The following is a 24,489-nucleotide window of genomic DNA, read 5'->3' on the forward strand; positions in this document are numbered from 1 at the left end:
ATAGCCAGCGGGGCAAAGCACGGCAGGATATAGGTCGGCAGCTTGCCTTTGGCAATGCTGAAGAACAGCAGCGGCATCACCACCCAACCCAGCAGATAGAACCCGCCACCCGCGTTTTGTCGGTCATTCCAGCCAAGACGAATCGCGCCGGGCAAAAGTGCCAGCCACGGCAGGCTGCCCGCAATCAGGAACGGTATGTAGTACCAGAACGGGGCTTTATGCTGCGCGTCGCTCTGGGCAAAACGCTGAATATGCTCAACCCAAAAGAAGTAACGCCAGAAGTCAGGCTCACGCTGCGCAATGGCCAGCCCCCACGGCAGAACAATCAGCACGCAGCTCAGGATCGCGAGCCAGCCAAAAATCAGCACCTCTTTCCAGCGCTTCTGGGCGATCACCCACGGCAGCACGCCAATCACCGGAACGGCCAGCGCCAGGAAGCCTTTGGTCATCACCCCCATCCCGCAGGCCAGCCCAAGCAGCACATAGCCACCCGCTTTTCCGGAAACGGTTTGGGCCTGCGACGCCAGCCAGAAGCTGCACATCGCCGCCACCAGCCACAGGGTGATGATAGGATCCAGCACCGCATACGTGCCGATGCCATACACCAGGAACAGGGTCAGGAAGATAAGACCGGAGAAAATAGCGGTCCGCTTATCCCGCCAGAGACGCCAGGCCATCCAGATGACCAGCAGCGCGGCTAAGCCGGTAGAGAAGATAGACCCGGCGCGCACGGCGAGGTTGGTGTGCCCGAACAGCAACTGCCCGATGCTGTTTATCCAGTAGCCAGCAATCGGTTTTTCAAAGTAACGCAGCCCCAGAAAATGCGGGACTACCCAGTCTCCGGATGCCAGCATTTCGCGGCTGATTTCCGCGTAGCGCGTTTCATCAGGCTGCCAGAGTAGACGGACATCGACCGGAATGAGGTAGTAAACGATAAACAGTGCGAGAAGCGCTAAGCCATAACGGGCTGTTTTCATGGGACCGGACTCACGGTTTGTTGATAGCCAAGCCAGCCTTCCCGGCCAGCCATTTCATTACGGACGACTTTGCCCACGGGCAGGGTGCTGAGGTCGTCCGGCAGCAGCTCGCTCAACGGGCAAAATTCAATGCCCTCCTGAGCGGCCATCGTCAGCAGTTCGTCGAAATCATGCTGATACGCAATCCCTTCCACTTCGGCATGGATGGTATACACCGGCGTGCCGGCGTCACGATGGATGTGGTCCAGAATGTAGCGATTGAACTCATCCGCCTTCACCTCGCGCCCGACCACTTCATCCCAGGTGGGAAGCGTGACCGGAATTTGCACCGTTCCGTAGCGATTTTCGCCTAACAGCGGCAAAAAAGGTCCGGTTCCGCGGCAGTCGCTGTTGTAGCGAAACGCAAAGGCTTCTTTGGCCTTCACGACGCGCTGATCCGCACGCCATCCCGCCACGGCGGAGCAGCGCACGGGCTGACCGGTAATGGCCTCCAGCTCCAGCATCCCACGCTCAACCTCACGGGACAGGCGCGGGATATCCCAGACTCCCGCCCAGGCTTGCCAGGCATGGTGGTCCCAGGCGTGCAGACCCACCTCATGATGCTGCGCCGCCTCGCGGATAACGGCTTCATTACCCGCGCCGATACGTCTGCCGGGCCAGGCGGTGCCGGCCAGCAAAATATCCCAGCCGTAGAGGGATGCTGCGCGCGAGCGCAGCATTTTGAACAGAAATGCCGGTTTAATCAGACGCCATAAATGGCGTCCCATGTTGTCAGGCCCCACGCTGAAGAAAATGCTGGAACGCACATCGTGTTTGTTCAGCAGTTCCAGCAGTTTGGGTACGCCGTCACGCGTTCCCCTGAAGGTGTCGACATCAATGCGTAAACCGACTTTTTTCATGAGACCTGTTCCGAAAGCTCCACGGTGCGCAGGAAGAAATCGAGCGTTTCGTCAATGGTCTGCTCCATCTTCACCGTCGGCGTCCAGTTGAGGCAGCGCTTCGCGTTGCGAATGCTTGGCTTACGGTGCTCAACGTCCTGGTAGCCCTTACCATAGTAGCTGCTGCTTTCCACTTCGCGGAAGCCGGCAAACGGCGGGAACTTGTCGCGCAGCGGATGGCGCTCAAAGCTGGCCAGCAGCATCTCTGCCAGCTCGCGAATGCTCGCTTCGTTGTCCGGGTTACCGATGTTGATGATTTCACCGTTGCAGCGGTTATCTTTGTTTTCGATGATGCGGAACAGCGCTTCGATACCGTCGCTGATATCCGTAAAGCAGCGTTTCTGTTTCCCGCCTTCGATAAGCTTAATTGGCGAGCCTTCCACCAGGTTCAGGATCAGTTGGGTGATCGCACGGGAGCTGCCGATACGCGCCGCGTTGAGGTTATCCAGACGCGGGCCCATCCAGTTGAACGGACGGAACAGGGTAAAGCGCAGGCCTTCTTTCTCACCGTAGGCCCAAATCACGCGGTCCAGCAGCTGTTTGGAGACGGAGTAAATCCAGCGCTGTTTGTTGATTGGCCCGACCACCAGGTTGGAGGTGTCTTCATCGAAGTTCTTATCGGTACACATGCCGTACACTTCAGACGTGGACGGGAAGATGATGCGCTTGTCGTATTTCACGCAGTCGCGGATGATCTTCAGGTTCTCTTCGAAGTCCAGCTCGAACACGCGCAGCGGGTTACGGGTGTACTCGATTGGCGTGGCAATGGCGACCAGCGGCAGCACCACGTCGCATTTTTTAATGTGGTATTCAATCCACTCGGAATGGATGCTGATATCCCCTTCCACGAAGTGGAAACGCGGGTTGTTGAGGAAACGGCTGATGGCGTCAGAGCCGATATCCAGACCGTAAATCTCGTAGTTGTCGTCTTTAAGCAGACGTTCCGTCAGGTGGTTACCGATAAAGCCGTTCACGCCGAGGATCAGCACGCGGGTACGACGCTTGATGGCAACAACCGGTGCGCTGGTGATCAGCGCCCCGGCCACCAGACCCAGAGACTGCGCCAGCTGCGTGCCCTGAACGTACAGGCCGTTGTCGGTTTGTCCGGTGACGATCTCCAGCGCCTGCTCGCCGCAGCTCACAATCAGCGGAGAGACAGAGACGACGGTGCCCGGTTTGGCGGCAGGGATGTCGTCACGCACGCGGGATTTCCAGACGATAAATTTGCTTACGCCCGCAAAGCTGTACGCGCCCGGCCACGGGTCGGTCACGGCACGCACCAGGTTGTGCAGCTGGCGGGCAGGCTTGCTCCAGTCCAGACGACCATCTTCCGGCGCGCGGCGGCCAAAGCTGCTTGCCTTGCTCTCATCCTGCGCGGTCTCGCTAAAGGTGCCGTTGAGGATGCCTGGAAGTGCATCACGCAGCAGCGTCTGTGCCGTCGCATTCAGCTTTTGATGCAGCTGCAGCGCCGTTTCGTCCGCATCAATAGCGACCTTCTGCTGTGCCACGATAGCGCCCGCATCCGCACGGCGCACCATGCGGTGCAGCGTTACGCCCGTTTCAGTTTCACCGTTCACCAGCACCCAGTTCAGCGGAGCGCGGCCACGGTAGGCGGGAAGCAGTGAACCATGAAGATTAAAGGCGCCTTTTGCGGCCAGACCTAAGATTTCGTCGGAAAGCAGGTTGCGATAGTAGAACGAGAAGATCACGTCAGGCGCGAGCGCGCGGATGCGATCCACCCACAGCGGATGGTTTACATCGTCCGGTGCATAAACCGGGATCCCGCGCTCGGCGGCGATACGCGCCACGGAGCCAAAAAAGTTATTCTCTCCGGCCGTGTCCGGATGGGTAAAAATTGCCGCAATGTCATAGCCCGCTTCCAGCAGGGCCAGCGTGCCCGTGCACCCCATATCGTGATAGGCAAATACAACAGCTTTCATGGGTGAATTTCCTCTTGAGATGCTTTGTGTTCCTGACGGACAACACGTTGAATAAAGTAGCGCGGACGCGCGCGAACATCGTTATAGATACGGCCAATGTATTCACCGAGAAGGCCCATCCCGACAAACTGGGCGCCGATGAACATAAACAGCACGGCAAAGAGCATGAAGACCCCTTCCGCCGCCCACTGCGGGCCAAAGACCAGTCGCAGCACCACCAGCAGAACGGACAGCGCAAAACCGGCCACGGCGATGATGCTGCCGAACACGCTCAGCAGACGCAGCGGCGTGGTGGTCAGGCAGGTGATGAGGTCATACATCAGGTTGATGAGACGCATAAAGCTGTACTTCGATTCCCCGTGCTCGCGCTCGGCGTGCAGAACCGGAATTTCCGTTGCCTTGCGGGCAAAGGTGTTGGCGAGGATCGGAATAAAGGTGCTGCGCTCATGGCAGTGCAGCATCGCGTCGACAATGTGGCGGCGGTAGGCGCGCAGCATGCAGCCGTAATCGCCCATCGCTTTACCGGTCGTGCGCTGGATAAGGCGGTTGATGGTGCGTGAGGCCAGCTTGCGGAACAGACTGTCCTGACGGTTCTGACGTACCGTGCCGACCACGTCATAGCCTTCATCGGCTTTGGCGACCAGACGCGGGATCTCTTCCGGCGGGTTTTGCAGGTCAGCGTCCAGGGTGATGACCAGATCGCCCGTGACATGGCTAAACCCCGCCATAATCGCCGAGTGCTGGCCGTAGTTGCGGTTGAGCAGCACGGCAACAATATGGCTGCCTTCGGCCTGCGCGGCCTCAGTCAGCATCAGCGCGGAATGATCGCTACTGCCATCATCTACCAGCAGAATTTCATAAGCCTTGCCCATCGTGTCGCAGGCGGCGGTTGTACGGCGGATCAGTTCGGGCAGGCTCTCCTGCTCGTTATAAACCGGGATTACCACGGAAACTTTTTGTACAGGCGGTGCACTGAACATATCAATGTCCTGCAAGCTGATGGAGTGCGGTAATGACGCGGGTTGTGTCGTCATGAGTCATATCCGGGAAAAGAGGGAGAGAACAAATACGCGCGCTATTCCATTCAGAATTCGGGAGCGATACATCAGGAAAACGCTCGCGGTAGTATTTTTGGGTGTGTGCCGCGCGGAAGTGGAGGCCGGTACCGATGCCTTTCTCTTTCAGCGCCGCCATCAGGTTATCGCGTGAGATCCCGCAGCGCGCTTCGTCAACGCGAATAATAAACAGGTGCCAGGCGTGCACGTGCGGCCATGACGGAATGGTGAGCGGCTGGAACGGCGTATCGGCAAGCTCACGCAGGTAGCGTTCAGCAATTTCCTGGCGGCGCCTGTTAGCCTCTTTCAGCTTGCCTAACTGCACCAGCGCCAGCGCGGCGTTGATGTCCGCCAGATTGTATTTATAGCCCGGCGCGATCACTTCCGCCTGCGGCGCGCGGCCGTGCGTCTGGCGGTCATAGGCATCTACGCCCAGGCCATGGAATTTCAGGCTGCGGATCCGCTGTGCCAGCTGGGCATTATCCGTGACGACTAAGCCGCCTTCCGCGCAGGTCATATTTTTAATGGCGTGGAAGGAAAAAATCGCCGTTCCTTTCCAGCCCACATGACGGTTCTTGTAGTACGTTCCGGCGGCATGGGCCGCATCTTCAATAACCGGAATACCGTGACGTTCGCCGATGGCATGAATGGCGTCGATTTCACACGGCGCGCCGGCATAATGAACGGGGATAATGGCTTTGGTACGCGGGGTAATGGCGGCTTCAACGGCTTCTGGCGTCACCATTAATGTATCTTTGTCCACATCAATCATGACCGGCGTGGCGCCCAGCAACACGATCATATTCAGCGTGGAGACCCAGGTCTGGGAAGGGGTAATGACTTCATCGCCCGGGCCAATATCCAGCGCCATCAGCGTGACGTGCATACCCGCGGTGGCTGAACAGACGGCAATCGCATGCTGATTCCCGGTAAGCTGACAGAATGCCTCTTCAAGTTCCTGATTCTTTGGCCCGGTGGTGATCCAGCCCGACATCAAAACGTCCTGAAGCGCCGCAATTTCCTCAGCGCCCATCGACGGCCGCGAAAAAGGCAGAAAATCACTCATTATTAATTTCCTTGCAATAAAAATGGCATGTTTTTGATATTAACCAAATGCCAGCCCGTTTATTTCAACGAACCATAAACTTATATCAAAGTAGCTCTCTTTCCTTAGGGAAAAATTAAGACAAGGTATACAACGTTATAAAACAACTAGCAGCTTCTTGAAAAACAACAAGTTAAATTACGTTTAATTATTTTTAATGTGATCTTCTGCAACATTCTGAAATGAATTGCTTTAAACCAATCCTCAACAAACAAAAAAAATCCCGGCTATTTCAAAATAATATGAAATAGCCGGGAACTTTTCTTTTTAGTTAATTGTCGCGCTTATTACAGGTTATCTGGAAAGTTTTTCGGTAATTCACTGGCCGCGCAGGCGATAACGCTTTCATTATTTGCACCGCAGTCGCGCACAAAGGTGATCGTGGCAAACTCATCAATCACTTCCGTTGGATACGCCGGGCCCGCATCGCGATAGCTGTTCATCAGCGGAATATGGTCGTTCTGGAAGCAGACGGTTTTTTCCGGATTGTTCATGACCCAGCGTGGGAAGAAGATAGTGCCATGGAACAGCTTGTCGCCCAGGTTCACGATCAGGCTGACGTCGGTGCCGGTTGGCTCGGTCCAGGAAATTTTATAGATGCTCTCCCCTACCCGCACGATGTAAGCCTGCTGATCTTTCACCCAACGGTTGGCTACCAGACCGCTGTGAATACGGTAATCAAGCGTGGTCTCATTTTTTACGTAAATCTCGTAGTTCCAGCCGTTATCGTAGGTATATACAAGATGTTTACCAACAAAGCCGCTCAAGTCGTGTTTGTCGAAGGTGTTCATAAAATGTCTCCTTTGTTTTGATGAGAAGATTGTACCCCTTCAAAAAATGAATAAATAACGCTATGTTTTAATTAAATTCATCCAAATTTTAGATAAATCATGCATAAGACGACGCTTGAACAATGGTCTTTACTGGAAAAGGTAGTTGAGGCGGGCAGCTTTGCCAGAGCGGCGGAAGAAACGCACCGCAGCCAGTCCTCGGTGAGCTATAACCTGTCGCTGCTGCAGGAGCGACTCGGCGTGGCGCTCCTGGTCCCGGAGGGGCGACGGGCGGTGTTAACCCCGGCCGGAGAGCTTCTTCTCAACCAGGTTAAACCGCTGCTGAAAGCGTTTTCGTACGTTGAGACGCGCGCAGCGACCCTTCGCAACGGGATGCGCACGCGGTTGGATCTGGTGGTGGACTCCATTTACCCGCGCCGCCGCCTGTTCGCTATTCTTCGTCAGTTCCAGCAGCAGTATCCGCAGACTCAGGTACGTCTGACCGAGGTGCTGGAAAATACCCGCGCCGATGCCATTAACGACGAAGCCGATGTGATGGTCTTAACCCGCCGCCAGGACATTACCGGGCTCGGCGAATGGCTGATGAATATCGACTTTGTTGCCGTGGCCCATTCCCGGCATCCCCTGTTTCACCTCGACGCGCCGCTCAATGATGAGATGCTGCGCCCGTGGCCGCTCATCCAGATTGCGGACAGCCAGCCTGCCGCGCGTGCTGCCGGCGAGTCGTGGACCTTCTCCACCATCGATGCCGCCATAGAGGCCGTCGTCTCTCAGGTCGGCTACGGCTGGCTGCCAGAGGAACGCATTCAGACCCATCTGGATCAGGGCATACTGAAACGCCTGCCGCTGAGCCACGGCGCGCGCAGGGCAACGCCGCTACACCTGATTGTTAAGCGTTCCCTCGCCCCGCTTGATGAACAGGTTGAAACGCTATTGCGCCTTTTTAGCCAGGAACCGTCATCCTCACCTGCTACGCTTTAAGGTCCGAACGTTAAAACGATAAGGAGCAGATGATGAAAATCGACTTTGCGGGGAAAGTGGCGCTGGTGACCGCCTCAACCGGCGGGATCGGGTTCGCCATTGCCAGAGGTCTGGCAGAAAGCGGTGCGGAAGTGATCGTCAATGGCCGCAGCACGGAATCGGTGAATAAAGGCATTCAGCAGCTCCAGCAGGTGGTGCCGGGCGTACAGGTCCGTGCCGCGATTGCCGATCTCAGCACGGCGGAAGGGGTCGAGTCGCTTCTGAAGGTGGCGAATAACGTCGATATTCTGGTCAACAACGCCGGGATTTACGGTCCGCAGGATTTCTATGCCACCGACGATGAGACCTGGGAGCGTTACTGGCAGACCAACGTGATGTCCGGCGTGCGTCTGTCCCGCGCCCTGCTGCCGGGTATGGTGCAGAAAGGCTGGGGACGCGTGGTGTTTATCTCCTCCGAGTCGGCCTGCAATATTCCGGCGGATATGATCCACTACGGCGTGACCAAAACGGCGCAGCTCTCGCTGGCGCGCGGTCTGGCGAAGTTCGTGGCGGGGAGCGGCGTGACGGTCAACAGCGTCCTGCCGGGCCCGACGATGTCTGACGGTTTCGCAGAGATGATGAAAGATGAAATCGAAAAAACCGGCAAATCGCTGGAGCAGCTGGCGAAAGAGTTTGTGATGGCCAACCGCCCCAGCTCGGTTATCCAGCGCGCGGCCACGGTTGAAGAGGTGGCCAATATGGTGATTTATGTCTGTTCGCCCCAGGCCTCCGCCACCTCGGGCGCGGCGCTGCGCGTCGACGGTGGCGTCGTGGATGACATCATCTGACGCTGTCAGGCCGCACTGCCTGCGATGCGACGGGCGGTAATGTAGTGTGCCTGCCAGTAATCATCCGTCAGGGTTGAAACCGTTACGCCCTGACTGGTTGAGGCATGAATAAACTGGTTTTCGCCAATATAAACGCCGACGTGCTTGCGGTTTGGGCCCGTCTGGAAGAAGACCAGATCGCCGGCTTTCAGGCGGTATTGCGCCACCTGCACGCCGCGATGGATCTGTTCACTCGTCGTGCGCGGCAAATTAAGATGCGCCGCATCGGTGAACAGGTGCTGCACCAGCGCGGAGCAATCTACCCCGCGATGCGTGGTTCCGCCCCACCGGTACTGGGTGCCTTTCCACTTCTGGTATTGATCGAGAATACGCGAGCGCAGCGGGCCTGTTTCCTGATGCACCAGCGCAGATTTCGCCGGTGATGCTGCCAGTTCACTGTTCATCGATAACATCGACGCTGGAAGTTGAAAGCTGAACGCAGAAAACGAAGCAAAACTTAACGTGAGGATTGAAATAAGCGATCTAAGAGTCATATCAAAAAAGAAGTAGTGAGTGAGTTTTTCCTTACCTGTGGGGGCCAATGGTTCCCCTAAATATCTTGCGATGTGGCGATAATATAGACAGCTCGTTTTTTCACCAATTGTTATCGAGGCCAAAAATGGACTCACTTTGAGATCGCAAGATCGAGAAAAAAAGAGTGGTGATATAAGGACTGTCCAGCTAAAGCAGGTAAACTGATCCGCAGAATGTGTATTTCAGCTAAGACGTATTTATGACCAATATGATTGCCGACGAGACGGTGGCCAAATCCAGCGTGCTCTCTGTCTTTGACTTTGACGGGACATTAACGCACCACGACAGCTTTATTCCTTTCCTGCGTTTTGCCTTCGGCAAACGTTACTTCGCGGGCCGCCTGGTGCGCATGGCGCTGCCTACGCTGCACTGCGTGCGTCGCAAGCTGACGCGCGATGAGCTGAAGGAAGTGCTGATTAAAACCTTCCTGACGGGCGTGGATGAACACTGGCTGCGCCAGCAGGCGGAAGCCTATTGCGAAAAATACTGGAACAAGCTGATGCGCCCCGAAGGGGTTCTGGCGGTGGCGGCTGAGGTGAATTCCGGTGCGGAAGTGACCATCTGTTCCGCGTCCCCGGCGCTGGTGCTCCAGCCGTGGGCTGATAAGCTCGGCATTAAGCTGATTGGCACGCAGCTGGAAGTGAAAGACGGCAAGCTGACGGGGCGCATCACGGGCAATAACTGCCGCTGCGCCCAGAAGGTGGCAAGGCTGGAGAAAGTGTATGGCGATCTGAACGCCTATCACCTGCGCGCCTGGGGAGACACTCGCGGCGACCACGAACTGCTGGCGGCGGCGCAGGATCCACACTGGCGGCACTTCCACCACCCGCGCAAGCGTCGGAATTCACCGATTAAGGGTTAGGTGCGGTCCGCTGCCCTCACCCCGGCCCTCTCCCACAGGGAGAGGGAGAAAACCAAATCACAGGCCCGGTAAGCGAAGCGCCACCGGGCAATGCATCAGGCCTCACGTTTCCCCGGGAACATCACGCTCGCAATAATCCCCAGCGCCAGCACGCCTAGTACCACAAACAGACTGGCCGTGGCGCCAATGCTGTAACCGTGATGCCAGAAGTGGTCGGTGGCATTTAACCCCAGCTTGAACGCCACGAAGAACAGCAGCAGAACCACGGCCTTCTCGAGGTGCACGAGATACTGCTTCAGCGCTTCCAGCACGAAGTAAAGCGTACGCAGGCCGAGAATGGCGAACATCATGGCGCTGTAGATAATCAGCGGCTCGCGGCTCACGGCAATAATGGCCGGCACGGAGTCAAACGCGAACATGACGTCAGAAAGCTCGACGACGGCCACGCAAAGCAGCAGCGGCGTCGCATAGCGCTTCGCCTTCTTCACGCGGCCAACCATCACGTCCTGGTTTTCCGGCTTCTCCAGCTCCGCATCCACCTCTTTCTGGGTCAGAATAAAGGCGTTGCTGCTGATTTTCGGCCAGACCGGATAGAAGCGTTTTACCAGGCGATAGGCGAGATGACCCGAGTAATCCTCCACTTCGTCGCTCTCTTCATTGCGTCTGAGCATCATCACCGCCGTCCAGCCGACGACCAGCGCGAAGATCACCTCAACGTACGGCCCCAGGCTTAACAGGCTGGTGCCGATAGCCACAAAGATGCCGCGGAAGACAATCGCCCCCAGCACGCCCCAGTAGAGCACGCGGTGACGGTACTTATCCGGCACGCCGAACCAGGCGAAGATCGCCATCATCACGAACAGGTTATCGACGGAGAGCACCTCTTCCAGCGCATAGCCGGTGAGGAACAGGCTCGCCATCTCGGCACCGTGGTGAACATACAGGAATCCGGCGAAGGCCATCGCCATCATGACCCAGAAAATGGACCACATCGCCGCGCTTTTCAGCGAGACGGGTTTATCGTGACGGTGCATAAAGAGGTCGATAAACATCGCCCCAACGGCCATCACCACAAAGACAACAACGGTTTCCGTCGGGAAACCGAGATGAGCAGCAGACATACAAAACCCTTTTGGCAGACAAAACACAACACCATGCAAACTGGCGTAAACCAGGAACAGAAAAGGGTGGGCCGTTAATCAGCCTTTTCACCCTAGAAGCCGCAGCCCTGTCGGCTACGTAAAGAGGGGTGTACTTTACCTTACCAGGCGGGGATCGCGCATCTGTCGTTTAGGCGCTCATGCCGCGCAAACGCTGCAGCACCGCCACCAGAACCGCCACGGACCAGCCCACCATCAACGCGCCCACCAGTCCTTCCACCCCGCCGATAAGCCGCCAGTGCTGGGGTAACGTGACGTCGCCGTATCCCACGGTGGCGTAGCTGACCAGTGAAAAATAGAAGCTGGTGTTCCAGTCATTAAACGCATCGATGACAAAATAAAACGCAGCAAACAGTCCGGCCTCAAGGAGATGGGCGAAGATCATGGAGATCACGATACCGACATTGCGTAAAACAATGCGTACCGCAGAATCGACTTCTAATTTGATGAATTTTAAAACGCCAAACATCCACAGCGAATGGATCACCACGGTTAGGGTAAGCAAAATAATAATACTGAGTAGCTGCATGATGCGTGCTCGACCAAAAGGAATATGGCCCCGCTAACGCGGCGGGGCACCAGGTCGAAGCTTAGTTGAATGGAGAGGAAAAGTTGGTGCAATAATTGCGTTGCGTGATTATCTCCCTTGCAGCGTACTCTCTTTGCGGCTGGTTCGGCTGCTGTGAACGATATATCTGAAGCGCACTATCTGTGAGTCACCTCTTATTTACATCATTTAAACCTTCCATTAACTGGATAAAAATAACGCACCGTCGCTATAGTGGTTTTGTTTAATAAAACCGAGTTGTACCTAATAAAACAAAGAACAAACCCTGCGAGGACACAATGACAGAACATTTACGTAACGGCGCTACCGCCACCGAGGACATAGAAAGAGAGACGATGCGGAAGGTGATCTGGCGTATTCTCCCGTTTCTGATTGTCAGTTACCTGGTCTCCATTATCGATCGCGGGAATATCGGCATGGCTTCGCTGCAGATGAATGAGGACCTTGGCCTCAGCAAAGCGGCGTTTGGCTTCGCCAGCAGCCTTTACTTCGTGGCCTATTTTTTGTTTGAGGTGCCCAGCAACCTGGCCATGCAGAAAGTCGGCGCCCGGCTGTGGCTCCCGCGCATTATGATCAGCTGGGGCATCGTTTCCATGTGTATGTCCCTGGTGCAGAACACCACGTCGCTCTATATCGTCCGTTTTCTTCTCGGTGCTGCTGAGGCGGGCTTCTTCCCGGGCGTCGTGCTGTATCTGACCTGGTGGATCCCGTCCCGCTACCGCGCACGCATTATTGCGTCCTTTATGGTCGCCATCCCGCTCGCTAACTTCATCGGCTCCCCGCTTTCCGGGCTGATACTGTCACTGGATGGCTGGCTGGGTCTTCGCGGCTGGCATCTGCTGTTCATTATTGAAGGCTTGCCGGCGGTGCTGCTTGGTATTGCAGCCTGGTTTATTCTCCGGGATCGCCCTCATCAGGCGAGCTGGCTCAGCAGCGAACAGAAACAGTGGCTGGAAACCACGCTGGAAACCGAGCGCAATCAGCAAAAGAGTATCGGACACCAGACGACGTGGCAGCTGCTGAAGCATCGCCAAATCTGGCTGATGGCGCTGATTTACGCGGGTGCATCTTCCGCGGGCACCACCATCAGCGTCTGGTCTCCTCAACTGCTGAAATCCTTCCATCTCGATAACCTTGAGACAGGTCTGCTTAACGCTATTCCTTACGGTCTGGCATCTGTTCTCATGATTGTATGGGGACGGAATTCCGATCGTACCAACGAACGTCGCTGGCATACTGCACTCACGCTGTTCATGATTGCCGCCGGTGTGTTCGCCGCCTTTGTAAGCGTCTCGCTGTCTGCCACGATCGCTATCCTCAGCATTATGCTGATAGGCGCTTATTCAATGAAAGGGCCTTTCTGGGCGCTGGCATCCGGTTGGATGAGCAGTACCTCAGCGGCGGCGGGATTGGCCGCGATTGGCGCCATCGCAAACCTGATAGGCGGGGCGGTGATGGTAAACGCGTACGGCATTATCAATGAGCGGACGGGCAGCTACACGCTGGCTATGCTTCCGCTGGCCGCGCTGTGCGTGGCCGGGGGTATCGCGGTGCTCATTATGGGGCGGCAGGCCCGCCGAGCTCAGCTACACGAAAAACAGGTTACGCATTAACGATGACAGAAGCGGGACATTTGTCCCGCTTCTGCGTTTAAAGATTTTCTTCCGCCGCGTCGCTCGTTTCACCAAAGAACTGCTGACAGAAGGGCTTACTGGCTCCCATTTTCTGCGACAGACGGCTTGCAGCCGCCTTCATCAACTGACCTATCTCCTTCTCACGACGATCTTCCGTCAGCCGCGAGATGGGGCCGGTCAGGGCTAAGGCCGCAACCAGCTTGTCGTGAACACCGAAGACGGGCATCGCAAACGCAGCGGTATGGGGATCGCGTGCGCCTGACGTGTAGAAAGGGAGTTCAGCGTCTTCCTCCGGCAGGCTTTCATTGAGCCCCCAATGACGCAATACCTTACTGATGGCCGAATTATCGAGCGGGAACTGGCTGCCGGGAAGATTGCTGTGTCGCAGGCCATGCGACGCTTCAGCGCGAAACAGGCAAAGCCGCTGCCCTCCCTCCAGCACATACCAGCTGGCACTCTCCTGAGACGCCAGGGATAAGGCCTGAAGCTCTGGCTGAACCACCCGGGAAAGGTGAAAAGATTGTTCATACAGCTTGCCGAGGTAAAGCAGACGTGGGCCCAGCGCATAATTGCCGTCTTCATGCCTGACGACGTAATTCATCCGTTCAAGAGAATTCATCAAGCGGTAAACCGTGGTTTTATGATAACCCGACAGCTGTGCCAGCGCGGTCAGCGTCAGGCTCTCATCTCCAGGACGGAAGCAATCCAGTAAAGCCAGCGCTTTTTCAACCGCTACAACGCCTTCATTCCCCATCATTATCTCCTTGTTAGCCCGGCAGTGAGTGTACCTCAAATTTTGTGAGTCACTTCGTGTTTACATCACAAACGCCATCTCGAGTCTGGCTAAAAGGAAAGCAACACCGCTATAGTTGTTTTGCTCTGTACACCCGAATTGTACTCAGTAAAACAATATGGAGGCATTTATGTCCGTTACTGAAAAAAAACCGATTAATCGCCATTTCGAGCGCGTTTCTGCCGAGGACGTTCGTCGGGCTGCCGAGTATCAGGCAGCTATTCTGGCCGACGTGGCCGGCCGCCGCGGTACGCTTCATGGCCGCATCAAACCGCTGGCCCCACACATGTCCGTTGCAGGTCCGGCCATCACCGTTGAAGTCCGTCCGGGTGATAATCTGGCGATTCATGCCGCGATGGCGGTGGCGCAGCCCGGCGATGTCCTGATCGTCGATGGCAAAGGCGACCTGAGCTGCGCGCTGCTTGGGGAAATCATGGCCACTCAGGCTCAGGCGAGCGGCATTGCGGGCATTATTATTGATGGCGCTGTACGTGACGCCGATACCCTGAGCAAAGGTCACTACCCCGTCTTTTCTGCCGGTCTGAACCCCTGCGGCCCGACAAAGTTAATCTCTGGCCGGGTTAATCATCCCATTTCAGTCGCCGGGGCGACGGTTCAGGCCGGGGATCTGGTTGTCGCGGATATCGACGGCGTGGTCGTTATCCCGCGAGATGAGGTTCAGGAGGTTATCGCTCTGGCAAAAGAAAAGCTGGAGATGGAGACCCGGCGCCTTGCCGCCATCCGTGAAGGCGATTTACGTCCACACTGGCTTGATGACGCGCTTCGTAAGGCAGGTATGTTGAGCGACGGGGAGACGCTGTGATGGGGTGCAAAGACGTAGTACTGGTTACCGGTAGCGACCTGGCGGAGCAGGCCATGGTGATGTTGCAGGGCTTTGAGGTAGTGTTTGCGGGCCGCCAGCCCACAGAAGATGACCTGATCGCGCTGTGTAAACGACACAATCCTGTGGCAATCCTGGTACGTTACGGCAGGATCACCGCGAAAGTTATGGATGCCGCCCCGGCTCTGCAGGTTATTTCCAAGCACGGAAGCGGGATCGATGTGATAGACCAGACGGCAGCGGCCGAGCGCAACATCGCCGTCCGCTCTGCGCCTGGCGCAAACGCGGCGGCAGTGGCTGAACATACCTGGGCGCTGATCCTCGCCTGCGCAAAGTCGGTGGTGCCTCTGGACAAGCGGCTGCGAGACGGGCACTGGGATAAGGCGACGCATAAATCCATTGAACTGGAGGGCTTAACGCTAGGGTTAATTGGGCTGGGTGCTATCGGCTCGCGCGTGGCGACTATTGGTCACGCTTTCGGCATGAAGGTGCTGGCTTACGATCCCTATGCTAAGACCATGCCTGCCCTGTGCGAACGTGCAGAAACGCTGAACGGACTTCTTTCCCGTTCCGATGTCATCTCTTTGCACTGTCCGCTGACCGATGAGAATCGGGGGATGATCAATAGCGAAACGCTCGCACACTGCAAGCGGAACGCAATTCTGGTCAATACGGCACGCGGTGGACTGATCCACAGTGAGTCGTTACTGGCGGCGCTCCGGGATGGCACGCTGCACAGCGCGGCGCTGGACAGCTTTCCCCACGAGCCGCTGACGGCGCCGCACCTCTGGCAGTCCGTAGAAAACGTGGTTATTTCACCGCATATTGGCGGCGTTACCGCAGCGTCATATATCAGGATGGGGACCGTGGCCGCGAGCAATATTCTTGCGGTGACAGACGTCACCACCGTCAGCCCATAAAGCAAAGCGTGACGAGTGGCTGTGCTCTTATGTCACTTGTCTTCTGCCAGCGCCTGAGCACACGCCCAGGCACTTGCCCATGCCCATTGGAAGTTGTACCCGCCGAGCCAGCCGGTCACATCCATCACTTCGCCAATAAAATAGAGCCCCGGCACGTTGCGCGCTTCCATGGTGCGGGACGAGAGCTCGTTCGTATCGACGCCACCCAGCGTGACCTCTGCCGTGCGGTAGCCTTCGGTGCCGTTTGGCTGAACGCGCCAGTTTGTCAGGGTCTCGACCAGCGTTTCCTGCTCGCGGCTGTTAAGCTGCTTAAGCGACACATCCGGGATCTGCCCCAGCGCCTGCAAACATTCCACCAGACGTTTTGGCAGCTGCATCGCCAGGGTGTTTTTCAGGCTTTGATTCGGGTGCGCGGTACGCTGCTCGTTAAGGAACGCGTCGAGATCGCAATCGGGGAGCAGATTCACCGTGACAAACTCCCCCGGCTGCCAGTAGCTGGAGATTTGCAGTACCGCCGGGCCGGAAAGACCGCGATGGGTAAAGAGCAGATTTTCGCGGAACACCGTGCCGTCTTCGGCGGTAATGACGGAGGGAACAGACACGCCAGACAGCGTCTGAAGTTGTTCAAGAAGCGGTTTATGCAGCGTGAACGGCACCAGCCCGGCGCGAGTGGGCAAGACTTTAAGGCCAAACTGTTCGGCAATCTTATAGCCGAACGGGGAGGCGCCCAGCCCCGGCATCGACAGACCGCCGCTGGCGATCACCAGGCTATCCGCACTGACGGTTTCACCGTTCAGCTGCAGCGTATAGCCCTGGTCGTCGCGGGCGACCTCCAGCACTTCCGTGCGCAGGCGCATGACGACGCCACCCTTCTCGCACTCGGCCACCAGCATATCGACAATCTGCTGCGCGGAGTCGTCGCAGAACAGCTGTCCCAGCGTCTTTTCATGCCACGCGATGCCGTGCTTACCCACCAGGTCGATAAAATCCCATTGGGTGTAGCGCGCCAGCGCAGATTTACAAAAATGACGGTTTTGGCTCAAATAGGCCGCGGGTTCAACATACAGATTAGTAAAATTGCAGCGCCCGCCGCCGGACATCAGGATCTTACGGCCGGGCTTTTTACCGTTATCCAGCAGCAGTACGCGACGACCCGCCTGTCCGGCCATTGCCGCACAAAACATACCCGCCGCACCGGCGCCAATTACCACGGCATCAAACCTTTCCACGTCAAAACCCTCTTTGTTAACTGCCGCGGATTGTAAAGTTTCCTCTGTGGTCACACCAGCGTAAAAAGATATTACAAAGGCATTCCATTGAAATTTAAAGAATATCCTTTATGAGGCATTTCTCAAATCAGGTGGTATGTCAAAAAAAGTCTATATTTCACTTTGCCCGCCGCGCATTTGTCCTGGATAATGCGCCGCGTTCATGTCCTCAAAATGGCGTAACGTCCTATGCTACATTTGTTTGCCGGCCTGGATTTACATACCGGGCTTTTATTATTGCTTGCTCTGGTTTTTGTACTGTTTTACGAAGCGATCAACGGCTTCCACGACACTGCAAACGCAGTAGCGACAGTTATCTACACTCGCGCAATGCGATCGCAGCTTGCGGTTGTTATGGCGGCGGTATTTAACTTTTTTGGTGTTCTCCTGGGCGGGCTGAGCGTTGCGTATGCCATCGTGCATATGCTGCCAACGGATCTGCTGCTTAACGTTAGTTCTGGCCATGGCCTCGCTATGGTGTTCTCAATGCTGCTTGCTGCAATTATCTGGAACCTCGGTACCTGGTATTTTGGCCTGCCTGCATCCAGTTCTCACACGCTCATCGGCGCGATTATCGGCATCGGGTTAACCAACGCCCTGATGACCGGGACATCGGTTGTTGATGCGCTGAACCTGCCTAAAGTATTGGGCATTTTCGGCTCCCTGATCATCTCCCCTATCGTGGGTCTGGTAGTCGCGGGGGGATTGATTTTCATCCTGCGTCGCTACTGGAGTAACACGAAAAAACGTGCGCGTATCCACCTAACGCCAGCAGAGCGTGAGAAGAAAGACGGCAAGAAAAAGCCGCCGTTCTGGACGCGTATCGCCCTGATCATTTCTGCTATCGGCGTGGCCTTCTCACACGGCGCGAACGACGGGCAGAAAGGCATTGGTCTGGTGATGCTGGTTCTGATCGGCGTCGCACCGGCAGGCTTCGTGGTGAACATGAATGCCTCCGGTTACGAAATCACCCGTACCCGCGATGCGGTCAACAACGTTGAAACCTATTTCCAGCAGCATCCTGACCTGCTGAAAAAAGCGACCGGCGTTGATCAGTTGATCCCTTCTCCGGAAGCCGGTGCAACCACCGCGCCTGGCGAGTTCCACTGCCATCCGGCAAACGCGATTAACGCGCTGGAACGCGCCAAGGGCATGCTGGGCGACATCGAAAGCTACGACAAACTGGCCGTTGAACAGCGTGGTCAGCTGCGTCGTATCATGCTCTGCATCTCTGACGTGACCGATAAAGTCGCGAAGCTGCCAGAGGTGAATGGTGACGACAAACGTCTGCTGAAGAAACTGAAAAGCGATATGCTCAACACCATTGAGTACGCGCCAATCTGGATCATCATGGCCGTCGCGCTGGCACTCGGTATTGGTACGATGATTGGCTGGCGTCGTGTTGCGACCACCATCGGAGAGAAGATCGGTAAGAAAGGCATGACCTATGCGCAGGGTATGTCCGCGCAGATGACGGCGGCGGTTTCTATCGGTCTGGCGAGCTACACCGGTATGCCAGTATCCACCACCCACGTACTCTCCTCGTCCGTGGCAGGTACCATGATTGTTGACGGCGGCGGTCTGCAGCGCAAAACCGTGACCAACATTCTGATGGCCTGGGTGTTCACCCTTCCGGCGTCCATCCTGCTGTCTGGCGGTTTGTACTGGATTTCGCTGAAGCTGATTTAATCGGTTGAAGGCGACAAAAAAGCGGGTCAGGAAACTGACCCGCTTTTTTTATGCTCAGTGCCAAATCATCAATGCAATCATACTGACCACGACCAGCCCGCACAGGGCGCTGGTCAAAATGAACTGACGACGCAGGCGCTCGCAGCGACGAATAAACTCTTCATCGTGATGATCGCGGTAGCGCTGGTAGTAGATGTATCCCACCAGACGCATCTGCTTGCTGGGCTGTCCATGCGAGGTGAAGAACCCTCCACCGTCCACATACTGATAAAGCAACGGATCGCAACCACGAAGTACCACTAACAGCGCACGTAACGATGAGAAGTAGCGCGCCATATTCACTATGCAAACCACGCATAACGCCCAAAACAATGCGACGGTGCTAATCATACATCCTCCCCGGCGTCCGCCCACGAAGCAAGGCTTCTGAGCTACCGCACCCCAATGCCCTGACAGACAGTTCAGTGAAAGAATGACCAGAAGTCGATCCGGTTCGCGTTTTAATATCCGAACGGCTCATTTAATAGTGTAGGAGATCCGTTAATTTTTTTGCCACAAGGTTAATCGTTATCAACACCAAAGCTTGAAAAATATGTTTAACTGGGCCGTAATGAAAGTATCAGACGACGGCATTCTCACTTAGTCATCGATAACTTAAGGAAGGAGTAACACTATGGCTTACAAACACATTCTCATCGCGGTAGACCTCTCCCCTGAGAGCAAAGTGCTGGTTGATAAAGCGGTATCCATGGCACGTCCCTACAACGCGAAAGTTTCGCTGATTCACGTTGACGTGAATTACTCCGACCTCTACACCGGTCTGATCGACGTGAATCTTGGCGATATGCAGAAACGCATTTCCGAAGAGACTCACCATGCCCTGAGCGAACTCTCCACCAACGCGGGCTATCCAATTACCGAAACCCTGAGCGGCAGCGGCGATCTGGGCCAGGTGCTGGTTGATGCGATCAAGAAATACGATATGGACCTGGTGGTTTGCGGTCACCATCAGGACTTCTGGAGCAAGCTGATGTCTTCAGCGCGCCAGCTGATTAACACCGTTCACGTGGATATGCTGATTGTTCCACTGCGTGACGAAGAAGACGAGTAAGTGCGTTAAACTCCCCTCACCCTAACCCTCTCCCAAAGGGAGAGGGAATAGATCGAGGACGCAGGCCGGGTAAGGCGAAGCCGCCGCCCGGCTTTTTTATTCCGGCGTACCCGGATAAATATCAAACCGGTGCCCTTTGGTGGTCACCGCGTTAGCGGTCGCAACGTCCGCCAGCGGCGGCGCATAGTCCGGGCGCTTTACCACCACCCGCTTCGTGGCAAGCTGACGAGCCGGCTCCAGCAGGCCATCGGCATCCAAATCCGGCCCCACCAGCGACTGAAACACCCGCATCTCTTTCTTCACCAGCGCGCTTTTCTGCTTATGCGGGAACATAGGGTCGAGATAGACCACCTGCGGGCGCGGGGTGATATCCGTCAATGCCGTCAGGCTGGAGGCGTGGATCAGCTGCAAACGATCCTGCAGCCAGGTACCGATTTCCGGGTCCGCATAGCCTCGCGCCAGCCCGTCGTCGAGCAGCGCAGCGACCACCGGGTTACGCTCCAGCATCCGTACGCGACAGCCGACAGACGCCAGCACAAAGGCATCACGCCCCAGTCCCGCCGTGGCATCGACCACGTCCGGGAGGTAGCTCCCTTTGATGCCGACCGCTTTGGCCACCGCTTCGCCGCGACCGCCGCCGAACTTGCGCCGGTGCGCCATCGCGCCGCCGACAAAGTCGACAAAAATCCCGCCGAGCTTCGGTTCGTCGCGCTTGCGTAATTCGAGATGTTCCGGCGTCATCACCAGCGCCATCAGGTTTTCTTCATCGTGCTCCAGCCCCCAGCGGGCCGCCAGAACGGATAAGGCGCCGTCTCCGGCGCCTGTTTCATCTACTAAGCAGATCTTCACGTAACAATCAGCCTTTGATCCCGTAATGCTCAAGCATCGCATCCAGCTGCGGCTCGCGTCCGCGGAAGCGTTTGAACAGCACCATTGGCTCTTCAGACCCGCCTCGGGTCAGAATGTTATCGAGGAACGACTGGCCGGTTTCGCGGTTGAAGATCCCCTCTTCTTCGAAGCGGGAGAAGGCATCTGCCGCCAGCACGTCGGCCCACAGGTAGCTGTAGTAGCCCGCCGCGTAGCCGCCGGCGAAGATGTGGCTGAACGCGTGCGGGAAGCGGCCCCAGGTTGGCCCTGGAATAACGGCAACCTGCTTTTTAATCTCGGCCAGGGTCTCAAGGATTTTCGCACCCTGCTCCGGGCTAAACTCGGCGTGCAGGCGGAAATCGAACAGGCCGAACTCCAGCTGGCGCAGAATGAACATCGCCGCCTGGTAGTTTTTCGCCGCCAGCATTTTATCCAGCAGCTCTTTCGGCAGCGGTTCGCCGGTCTCATAGTGACCGGAAATAAACGCCAGCGCGTCCGGCTCCCAGCACCAGTTTTCCATAAACTGGCTTGGCAGCTCGACCGCATCCCACGGCACGCCGCTGATACCGGCCACGCCTGCGGTTTCGATGCGGGTCAGCATGTGGTGCAGACCGTGACCGAACTCGTGGAAAAGAGTGATCACTTCGTCGTGGGTGAATAGCGCCGGTTTGCCGCTTACCGGACGGTTGAAGTTACAGGTCAGGTAGGCGACCGGCTTCTGCAGAGAACCGTCGGCTTTACGCATCTGGCCCACGCAGTCGTCCATCCATGCCCCGCCGCGCTTGTTCTCACGCGCGTAGAGATCGAGGTAGAAGCTGCCGCGCAGTTCGTTTTTCTCGTCATACAGCTCGAAGAAACGCACGTCCGGGTGCCAGACGTCGATATCGGTACGCTCTTTGGCGGTGATGCCATAGATGCGTTTTACCACTTCGAACAGGCCTTTGACGGCTTTGTTTTCCGGGAAGTACGGGCGCAGCTGCTCGTCGCTGATGCTGTAGAGGTGCTGCTTCTGTTTTTCGCTGTAGTACGCGATATCCCACGGCTGCAGTTCGTCCACGCCGAACTCCGCTTTTGCGAAGGCGCGCAGCTGGGCCAGCTCTTTCTCACCCTGCGGACGGGCGCGTTTCGCCAGATCGGTCAGGAAGTCGAGTACCTGCTGCGGATTTTCCGCCATTTTGGTGGCGAGAGATTTATCGGCGTAGTTTTCGAAGCCCAGCAGCTGCGCCAGCTCGTGACGCAGGGCGAGGATTTCCGCCATTACCGGGCTGTTGTCCCACTTACCGGCATTCGGCCCCTGATCGGAGGCGCGGGTGCTGTACGCGCGGTACATCTCTTCGCGCAGGGCCTGGTTGTCGCAGTAGGTCATCACCGGCAGATAGCTCGGGATATCCAGCGTCAACAGGAAGCCTTCCTGCTCTTTCGCTTCAGCCTGGGCTTTTGCCGCCGCCAGCGCGCTTTCCGGCATACCGGCCAGTTCCGCTTCGTCGGTAATCAGCTTCGTCCAGCCCATGGTGGCGTCGAGCACGTTGTTGCTGTACTGGTTGCCCAGCTCGGACAGACGCGCGGCGATTTCGCCGTAGCGGGTCTGCTTCTCTTTTGGCAGGCCAATCCCGGACAGCTCAAAATCACGCAGGGCGTTATCGACCGATTTTTTCTGCGCCGTGCTCAATTCGGCATAGTGGTCGCCATCGCGCAGGTCGCGGTAGGCTTTGTACAGCCCTTCGTGCTGCCCGACCCAGGTGCTGTACTCAGAGAGCAGCGGCAGCGTCTGTTCGTAGGCTTCGCGCAGTTCCGGGCTGTTTTTTACCGAGTTCAGGTGGCTCACCGGGGAGAAGATACGCCCCAGCACGTCGTCCACTTCGGCCAGCGGCTGACACAGATTTTCCCAGGTGTACGGCGCGCCCTGCGCTACCACGCTTTCTACCGCCGCGCGGCAGTTGTCCAGCGATTGCGTAACGGCTGGAACCACATGCTCAGGGAGGATTTTAGAAAACGGCGGCAACGAAAAAGGCGTCAGTAATGGATTGGTCATAAACGCTGTCCTGTTGAAATAGGTGAATGAAGCGCGCATCCGGCGCTGTGCATATGGGATCTAGAATGGGGTTAAGTGTAGAGGATTTCAATGCCGGACGTTGCGCTTTCGCGGCAGTGGAAACTTTTCTGTATACTGTGGCGATACGCTCTATTTTTGCCCGATGGCGCTACGCTTATCGGGCCTACGTTTACTACCTGGAACACATTCATCCATGCTCAGTTATCGCCACAGCTTCCACGCAGGCAACCACGCCGACGTCCTTAAACACACCGTACAGAGCCTGATCATCGAATCGCTCAAAGAGAAAGAGAAGCCGTTTCTCTATCTGGACACGCACGCGGGCGCGGGCCGTTATCAGCTGAGCGGCGAGCATGCCGAGCGTACCGGTGAATATCTGGAAGGGATTGCCCGCATCTGGCAGCAGGACGACCTGCCTGCCGAGCTGGAGCCGTACATCGGCGTGGTGAATCACTTCAACCGCAACGGCCAGCTGCGCTACTACCCTGGCTCACCGCTGATTGCGCGCCAGCTGTTGCGCGAGCAGGACAGCCTCCAGCTGACCGAGCTGCACCCGAGCGATTTTCCGCTGCTGCGTTCTGAATTCCAGAAAGACAGTCGCGCCCGCGTGGAAAAATCCGACGGCTACCAGCAGCTGAAAGCCAGGCTGCCGCCGGTTTCCCGTCGCGGCCTGGTGCTGATCGACCCGCCGTACGAAATCAAAACCGACTATCAGGCGGTGGTGACCGGCATCCACGAAGGTTACAAACGCTTTGCTACCGGCACCTATGCCCTGTGGTACCCGGTGGTGCTGCGCGCGCAAATCAAACGCATGATCAAAGACCTGGAAGCGACCGGCATCCGTAAGATCCTGCAGATCGAGCTGGCGGTACGCCCTGACAGCGATCAGCGCGGCATGACCGCCTCCGGCATGATTGTGATCAACCCGCCGTGGAAGCTTGAAGCGCAGATGAACAACGTGCTGCCGTGGCTGCATAAAACGCTGGTGCCAGCGGGTACAGGCCACGCCACCGTCAGTTGGATCGTGCCGGAGTAATCGCAGCCATCGGTGGAAACTATTGATTTCAGGTATACAATCGCGGCAATTCACGATTAAGGACAAAAGCTATGACTAAGCATTATGACTACATCGCCATCGGCGGCGGCAGCGGCGGCATCGCCTCCATCAACCGTGCGGCCATGTACGGCCAGAAGTGCGCGCTGATTGAAGCCAAAGCGCTGGGCGGCACCTGCGTGAACGTGGGTTGTGTACCGAAGAAGGTGATGTGGCATGCGGCGCAGATCCGTGAGGCTATCCATATGTATGGCCCGGACTACGGCTTTGACACCACCATCAACCACTTCGACTGGGAAAAACTGATCGCCAGCCGTACCGCCTACATCGACCGCATTCACACCTCGTACGACAACGTGCTGGGTAAAAATAACGTTGACGTTATCCACGGTTTCGCCCGCTTTGTGGACGCGAAAACGATCGAAGTGAACGGCGAGACGATCACCGCCGATCACATCCTGATCGCCACCGGCGGTCGTGCG

The 24,489-nt window shown here is 56.6% G+C and carries 24 protein-coding genes; 10 read left to right on the forward strand and 14 right to left on the reverse strand.

Features of this window, described 5'->3' with window-relative positions; genetic code table 11:
• The 6 genes from arnT to DEO48_RS20865 all read right to left on the reverse strand — a co-directional run.
• The coding region (gene arnT, locus DEO48_RS20840) for a lipid IV(A) 4-amino-4-deoxy-L-arabinosyltransferase (RefSeq protein ID WP_109846177.1) at positions 1–977 on the reverse strand (977 nt) is incomplete at its 3' end.
• On the reverse strand, positions 974–1,876 hold the full coding sequence (gene arnD / locus DEO48_RS20845; RefSeq protein WP_109846178.1) for a 4-deoxy-4-formamido-L-arabinose-phosphoundecaprenol deformylase: 903 nt from the start codon (positions 1,874–1,876) through the stop codon (positions 974–976). The genes arnD and arnT, both read right to left, overlap by 4 nt.
• Entirely contained in the window at positions 1,873–3,855 is a 1,983-nt protein-coding gene (gene arnA, locus DEO48_RS20850) for a bifunctional UDP-4-amino-4-deoxy-L-arabinose formyltransferase/UDP-glucuronic acid oxidase ArnA (RefSeq protein ID WP_109846179.1), read from the reverse strand. The genes arnD and arnA overlap by 4 nt, the downstream gene beginning before the upstream one ends.
• Positions 3,852–4,835 (reverse strand): undecaprenyl-phosphate 4-deoxy-4-formamido-L-arabinose transferase, encoded by a 984-nt coding sequence (gene arnC, locus DEO48_RS20855; RefSeq protein ID WP_109846180.1) that lies wholly within the window; start codon positions 4,833–4,835, stop codon positions 3,852–3,854. Before arnC ends, arnA begins: the two co-directional genes overlap by 4 nt.
• A gap of 1 nt (position 4,836) precedes the next feature.
• A complete protein-coding gene (arnB, locus tag DEO48_RS20860) occupies positions 4,837–5,976 on the reverse strand; it encodes a UDP-4-amino-4-deoxy-L-arabinose aminotransferase (protein WP_023309541.1) in 1,140 nt (379 codons plus the stop codon).
• 326 nt (positions 5,977–6,302) lie between these two features.
• On the reverse strand, positions 6,303–6,806 hold the full coding sequence (locus tag DEO48_RS20865) for a phenolic acid decarboxylase (RefSeq protein WP_008503103.1): 504 nt from the start codon (positions 6,804–6,806) through the stop codon (positions 6,303–6,305).
• Positions 6,807–6,905: 99 nt separating this feature from the next.
• Between DEO48_RS20865 and DEO48_RS20870 the strand changes: the two genes are divergently transcribed.
• The gene (locus DEO48_RS20870) at positions 6,906–7,787 is read left to right on the forward strand and encodes a LysR family transcriptional regulator (protein ID WP_109846181.1); all 882 of its coding nucleotides are present in this window, start codon (positions 6,906–6,908) and stop codon (positions 7,785–7,787) included.
• A 32-nt stretch (positions 7,788–7,819) separates the two neighbouring features.
• Positions 7,820–8,614: an SDR family NAD(P)-dependent oxidoreductase gene (locus tag DEO48_RS20875; RefSeq protein WP_047646797.1), complete on the forward strand. Its 795-nt coding sequence runs from the start codon at positions 7,820–7,822 to the stop codon at positions 8,612–8,614.
• Positions 8,615–8,619: 5 nt separating this feature from the next.
• Here the strand turns inward: DEO48_RS20875 and DEO48_RS20880 are convergent, their stop codons facing one another.
• On the reverse strand, positions 8,620–9,147 hold the full coding sequence (locus DEO48_RS20880; protein ID WP_109846182.1) for an NlpC/P60 family protein: 528 nt from the start codon (positions 9,145–9,147) through the stop codon (positions 8,620–8,622).
• A 239-nt stretch (positions 9,148–9,386) separates the two neighbouring features.
• Here DEO48_RS20880 and DEO48_RS20885 point away from each other — a divergent pair, with 239 nt between their 5' ends.
• Complete coding sequence (locus DEO48_RS20885; RefSeq protein ID WP_109846183.1) at positions 9,387–10,049, forward strand: HAD family hydrolase; 663 nt, start codon at positions 9,387–9,389, stop codon at positions 10,047–10,049.
• 95 nt (positions 10,050–10,144) lie between these two features.
• Here the strand turns inward: DEO48_RS20885 and DEO48_RS20890 are convergent, their stop codons facing one another.
• Both DEO48_RS20890 and DEO48_RS20895 read right to left on the reverse strand, forming a co-directional pair.
• Complete coding sequence (locus tag DEO48_RS20890) at positions 10,145–11,170, reverse strand: TerC/Alx family metal homeostasis membrane protein (RefSeq protein ID WP_024908851.1); 1,026 nt, start codon at positions 11,168–11,170, stop codon at positions 10,145–10,147.
• Positions 11,171–11,339: 169 nt separating this feature from the next.
• A complete protein-coding gene (locus DEO48_RS20895; protein WP_023309546.1) occupies positions 11,340–11,738 on the reverse strand; it encodes a potassium channel family protein in 399 nt (132 codons plus the stop codon).
• A gap of 317 nt (positions 11,739–12,055) precedes the next feature.
• Here DEO48_RS20895 and DEO48_RS20900 point away from each other — a divergent pair, with 317 nt between their 5' ends.
• On the forward strand, positions 12,056–13,390 hold the full coding sequence (locus DEO48_RS20900) for an MFS transporter (protein ID WP_109846184.1): 1,335 nt from the start codon (positions 12,056–12,058) through the stop codon (positions 13,388–13,390).
• A 37-nt stretch (positions 13,391–13,427) separates the two neighbouring features.
• Here DEO48_RS20900 and DEO48_RS20905 read toward each other — a convergent pair whose 3' ends face one another.
• A complete protein-coding gene (locus DEO48_RS20905) occupies positions 13,428–14,165 on the reverse strand; it encodes an IclR family transcriptional regulator (protein ID WP_023309548.1) in 738 nt (245 codons plus the stop codon).
• A 169-nt stretch (positions 14,166–14,334) separates the two neighbouring features.
• Between DEO48_RS20905 and DEO48_RS20910 the strand changes: the two genes are divergently transcribed.
• Complete coding sequence (locus DEO48_RS20910; RefSeq protein ID WP_063441593.1) at positions 14,335–15,027, forward strand: RraA family protein; 693 nt, start codon at positions 14,335–14,337, stop codon at positions 15,025–15,027.
• Positions 15,027–15,965, forward strand: coding sequence for an NAD(P)-dependent oxidoreductase (locus DEO48_RS20915; protein WP_109846185.1), 939 nt, complete (start codon positions 15,027–15,029; stop codon positions 15,963–15,965). Before DEO48_RS20910 ends, DEO48_RS20915 begins: the two co-directional genes overlap by 1 nt.
• 32 nt (positions 15,966–15,997) lie before the next feature.
• Here the strand turns inward: DEO48_RS20915 and DEO48_RS20920 are convergent, their stop codons facing one another.
• Positions 15,998–17,194: an NAD(P)/FAD-dependent oxidoreductase gene (locus DEO48_RS20920; protein WP_033147086.1), complete on the reverse strand. Its 1,197-nt coding sequence runs from the start codon at positions 17,192–17,194 to the stop codon at positions 15,998–16,000.
• 228 nt (positions 17,195–17,422) lie between these two features.
• Between DEO48_RS20920 and pitA the strand changes: the two genes are divergently transcribed.
• Positions 17,423–18,922: an inorganic phosphate transporter PitA gene (pitA, locus tag DEO48_RS20925; protein ID WP_023309552.1), complete on the forward strand. Its 1,500-nt coding sequence runs from the start codon at positions 17,423–17,425 to the stop codon at positions 18,920–18,922.
• Between the two features lie 54 nt (positions 18,923–18,976).
• Here pitA and uspB read toward each other — a convergent pair whose 3' ends face one another.
• Positions 18,977–19,312 (reverse strand): universal stress protein UspB, encoded by a 336-nt coding sequence (uspB, locus tag DEO48_RS20930; protein ID WP_003861224.1) that lies wholly within the window; start codon positions 19,310–19,312, stop codon positions 18,977–18,979.
• A 283-nt stretch (positions 19,313–19,595) separates the two neighbouring features.
• Here uspB and uspA point away from each other — a divergent pair, with 283 nt between their 5' ends.
• Entirely contained in the window at positions 19,596–20,033 is a 438-nt protein-coding gene (gene uspA, locus DEO48_RS20935) for a universal stress protein UspA (protein WP_003861223.1), read from the forward strand.
• A gap of 96 nt (positions 20,034–20,129) precedes the next feature.
• On the opposite strand, the gene rsmJ is transcribed toward uspA, so the two are convergent.
• On the reverse strand, positions 20,130–20,882 hold the full coding sequence (gene rsmJ, locus DEO48_RS20940) for a 16S rRNA (guanine(1516)-N(2))-methyltransferase RsmJ (RefSeq protein ID WP_109846186.1): 753 nt from the start codon (positions 20,880–20,882) through the stop codon (positions 20,130–20,132).
• 7 nt (positions 20,883–20,889) lie between these two features.
• A complete protein-coding gene (prlC, locus tag DEO48_RS20945) occupies positions 20,890–22,932 on the reverse strand; it encodes an oligopeptidase A (RefSeq protein ID WP_109846187.1) in 2,043 nt (680 codons plus the stop codon).
• Positions 22,933–23,146: 214 nt separating this feature from the next.
• Between prlC and DEO48_RS20950 the strand changes: the two genes are divergently transcribed.
• Both DEO48_RS20950 and DEO48_RS20955 read left to right on the forward strand, forming a co-directional pair.
• Positions 23,147–23,989 carry a 23S rRNA (adenine(2030)-N(6))-methyltransferase RlmJ gene (locus DEO48_RS20950; RefSeq protein ID WP_109846188.1) on the forward strand — a complete coding sequence of 281 codons (843 nt, stop codon included), beginning with the start codon at positions 23,147–23,149 and terminating at the stop codon, positions 23,987–23,989.
• A 71-nt stretch (positions 23,990–24,060) separates the two neighbouring features.
• On the forward strand, positions 24,061–24,489 hold a 429-nt coding region (locus DEO48_RS20955), incomplete at its 3' end, for an FAD-dependent oxidoreductase (RefSeq protein ID WP_181367037.1).

The organism is Enterobacter sp. CGMCC 5087, assembly GCF_003144775.1.
GTDB classification, from domain to species: domain Bacteria; phylum Pseudomonadota; class Gammaproteobacteria; order Enterobacterales; family Enterobacteriaceae; genus Enterobacter; species Enterobacter cloacae_M.

What these genes read in the sequence shown, in the direction of transcription:
- pitA (WP_023309552.1), top strand. Translation starts at nt 17,423, where the DNA reads ATGCTACATTTGTTTGCCGGCCTGGATTTACATACCGGGCTTTTATTA.
- arnA (WP_109846179.1), bottom strand. Translation starts at nt 3,855, where the DNA reads ATGAAAGCTGTTGTATTTGCCTATCACGATATGGGGTGCACGGGCACG.
- arnD (WP_109846178.1), bottom strand. Translation starts at nt 1,876, where the DNA reads ATGAAAAAAGTCGGTTTACGCATTGATGTCGACACCTTCAGGGGAACG.
- DEO48_RS20865 (WP_008503103.1), bottom strand. Translation starts at nt 6,806, where the DNA reads ATGAACACCTTCGACAAACACGACTTGAGCGGCTTTGTTGGTAAACAT.
- arnC (WP_109846180.1), bottom strand. Translation starts at nt 4,835, where the DNA reads ATGTTCAGTGCACCGCCTGTACAAAAAGTTTCCGTGGTAATCCCGGTT.
- DEO48_RS20915 (WP_109846185.1), top strand. Translation starts at nt 15,027, where the DNA reads ATGGGGTGCAAAGACGTAGTACTGGTTACCGGTAGCGACCTGGCGGAG.
- DEO48_RS20875 (WP_047646797.1), top strand. Translation starts at nt 7,820, where the DNA reads ATGAAAATCGACTTTGCGGGGAAAGTGGCGCTGGTGACCGCCTCAACC.
- DEO48_RS20910 (WP_063441593.1), top strand. Translation starts at nt 14,335, where the DNA reads ATGTCCGTTACTGAAAAAAAACCGATTAATCGCCATTTCGAGCGCGTT.
- DEO48_RS20880 (WP_109846182.1), bottom strand. Translation starts at nt 9,147, where the DNA reads ATGACTCTTAGATCGCTTATTTCAATCCTCACGTTAAGTTTTGCTTCG.
- DEO48_RS20885 (WP_109846183.1), top strand. Translation starts at nt 9,387, where the DNA reads ATGACCAATATGATTGCCGACGAGACGGTGGCCAAATCCAGCGTGCTC.
- uspB (WP_003861224.1), bottom strand. Translation starts at nt 19,312, where the DNA reads ATGATTAGCACCGTCGCATTGTTTTGGGCGTTATGCGTGGTTTGCATA.
- arnB (WP_023309541.1), bottom strand. Translation starts at nt 5,976, where the DNA reads ATGAGTGATTTTCTGCCTTTTTCGCGGCCGTCGATGGGCGCTGAGGAA.
- DEO48_RS20895 (WP_023309546.1), bottom strand. Translation starts at nt 11,738, where the DNA reads ATGCAGCTACTCAGTATTATTATTTTGCTTACCCTAACCGTGGTGATC.
- DEO48_RS20890 (WP_024908851.1), bottom strand. Translation starts at nt 11,170, where the DNA reads ATGTCTGCTGCTCATCTCGGTTTCCCGACGGAAACCGTTGTTGTCTTT.
- prlC (WP_109846187.1), bottom strand. Translation starts at nt 22,932, where the DNA reads ATGACCAATCCATTACTGACGCCTTTTTCGTTGCCGCCGTTTTCTAAA.
- DEO48_RS20905 (WP_023309548.1), bottom strand. Translation starts at nt 14,165, where the DNA reads ATGGGGAATGAAGGCGTTGTAGCGGTTGAAAAAGCGCTGGCTTTACTG.
- DEO48_RS20870 (WP_109846181.1), top strand. Translation starts at nt 6,906, where the DNA reads ATGCATAAGACGACGCTTGAACAATGGTCTTTACTGGAAAAGGTAGTT.
- uspA (WP_003861223.1), top strand. Translation starts at nt 19,596, where the DNA reads ATGGCTTACAAACACATTCTCATCGCGGTAGACCTCTCCCCTGAGAGC.
- DEO48_RS20950 (WP_109846188.1), top strand. Translation starts at nt 23,147, where the DNA reads ATGCTCAGTTATCGCCACAGCTTCCACGCAGGCAACCACGCCGACGTC.
- DEO48_RS20900 (WP_109846184.1), top strand. Translation starts at nt 12,056, where the DNA reads ATGACAGAACATTTACGTAACGGCGCTACCGCCACCGAGGACATAGAA.